Raw genomic sequence first — 2,041 nt, 5'->3', positions numbered from 1 at the left:
GCTGTATCATTTCTCAGACGAACTTATCAAATCCTACGGGCGTAAATCGATAATAAATCTTGCTGAGAAATCGAATTCTCACCTTTTTCGCGTTAATTTCACGTAACTTTTCACGTAAATAATGCAATTTAAACCGCTTCGCACTCAGTGAGTGCGAAGCCAAAACAGCCCACTTAAAAAGTGGGACTACAACGTAACCCGGTGCGCACCTATCCCACTTTTGTTCCAAAAGGTCGGATAGGTGCTACGGGCAAGGGGATACCCCTTAACCCCAACAGCCACATGCTGCGCATGTGAAGAAATCAAAAGCGTGAAAGATAAAATCAATATGCACACTTTTATGTGGTACGTACTGTTTTTATGTACAGTTATAATGGTGTTTCATCGATTTACGCTAAAAATCGTTCTTTAGTTGTATCGTATTGAAAATAGAAAAATCGTAATCGTCTGATATTAATGCTTTTAATTTTTCTGGCGGTGACCAGAAACTCTACTTTACGCGCAAGCTCGGTTTGTTTTTTGTCTGTTAGGCATAATTAATTGCTTTACTTCAATAAGATAGCAAATGTAGGATGTTATTAATCAATAAGTTAAGGGACTGGCTTTGCAGCGCAAGCCCTTCAATAAGCGTTATGTTTTTCTGGAGTCTGCTTGAGGCATTTAAGTCCCATGTATAAATCACCTGAACATTTGCTAAGAGCAACTGTTAAATGCATGGACAAAAATGAAGTCAGAGTTTTGCTTTCGCGATTGTTAGGTGCTGAGTACAGTGCTCACAAGATTAAAAACAACAAACGGTTAAATGCTTACTTTTTTCGCCTTAAGTGGAAGCGCATAAAAGTTGCGAAGCACTATGAATTGATTGGCGGTATCATCGACCCAATCGCGAAACAGTGGGCACTACCAAAGGGTAAAAAATGGCCTGGAACAATCGCACTAATCAAAGACAGGGTGCAAATAAAAACATAACAAGGCGCAGCTGCGGCCGCTGGGATGCCAACCGCTGCGCGGTCGTCACCCGTGTGCTTTGCGTTATACATGCTATAGGAAGTGAATCTTGAAGTTCATAACGTTACTAATTGTGTTGAATGCGCTCTTTGCTACACCATCTTACTCATTAGAAGTAGAGTCAGGGCTTGTTAGTCTGGATCCGAACACTGGTATTCAGTTTATAAAGGCAACAAACTCAGTAACCAAAGACAGAATAATTTCTGGTTCAGAAACCGCTTTTGGCTTCTATATTAAGCTAAATGACAACGCCCCTCATCTTCTGAAAACAAAAATTTTTGAATTAAAAGCTGATGGTTCAAAAGCACTCAATCTTGAGTTTGAACCTAGAATTATTCAAGCCACACCTGATATTGTGGATAGGAGGTATTTTCGTTTTACACAATGGGATCTAGTTGATAAACCTGGTGTTTTTGAGTTTCAAATATTTTGGGATGAAATTGAGTTAGAGAAAATAAAGTTTACAGTAACGGATTAAATGTATTATAAACAGCTGAATTGAGATTCTCCAAGGCTGTCACGCCTATTGCAGAGCAATTCGCCCGCCTGCACTCACTTATTAGCAGGGCGTTTATCATTGACAATTTAACCGATAAATATTTAAATGTCATATATCGACTACGAATGTTCACTATCTGAGATGTGACTTTTCGATTAGTAATTGATTATAATGAATTTTAGTTTTATTTTGTGGCTGATTGCTTGGGTTCAAATCCCTATCCCTCCGCCACATTCAACAAAAAGGCCTTATCGAAAGATAAGGCCTTTTTGTTTGGGCGAAAGATAGGACTTTGAACCCAAGGGTTCCTCTTTGTTACAAGCAAGCTATCCCTCCCCCAAGATTCAAAACAAAGGCCATCAGAAATGATGAGGCTTTTTGTTTGGGCGACAGATAGGACTTTGAACCCAAGGGTTCCTCTTTGTTACAAGCAAGCTATCCCTCCGCAAGATCCAAGAAAAAGGCCTTATCGAAAGATAAGGCCTTTTTGTTTGGGCGAAAGATAGGACTTTGAACCCAAGGGTTCCTCTTTGT

2 protein-coding genes are annotated in these 2,041 nt (G+C 39.6%); both read left to right on the top strand.

What is annotated here, in order from left to right:
- The first annotated feature begins 669 nt into the window (after positions 1 to 669).
- The gene (locus AAEZ00_RS20470) at positions 670 to 969 is read left to right on the top strand and encodes a hypothetical protein (protein WP_351089701.1); all 300 of its coding nucleotides are present in this window, start codon (positions 670 to 672) and stop codon (positions 967 to 969) included.
- Between the two features lie 88 nt (positions 970 to 1,057).
- Positions 1,058 to 1,486 (top strand): hypothetical protein, encoded by a 429-nt coding sequence (locus AAEZ00_RS20465; protein WP_351001244.1) that lies wholly within the window; start codon positions 1,058 to 1,060, stop codon positions 1,484 to 1,486.
- Positions 1,487 to 2,041: the final 555 nt, after the last annotated feature.

It is taken from the genome of Shewanella sp. S1-49-MNA-CIBAN-0167, from assembly GCF_040310145.1.
GTDB classification, from domain to species: domain Bacteria; phylum Pseudomonadota; class Gammaproteobacteria; order Enterobacterales; family Shewanellaceae; genus Shewanella; species Shewanella psychromarinicola.
This window is presented reverse-complemented; position numbering and strand designations above follow the sequence as displayed.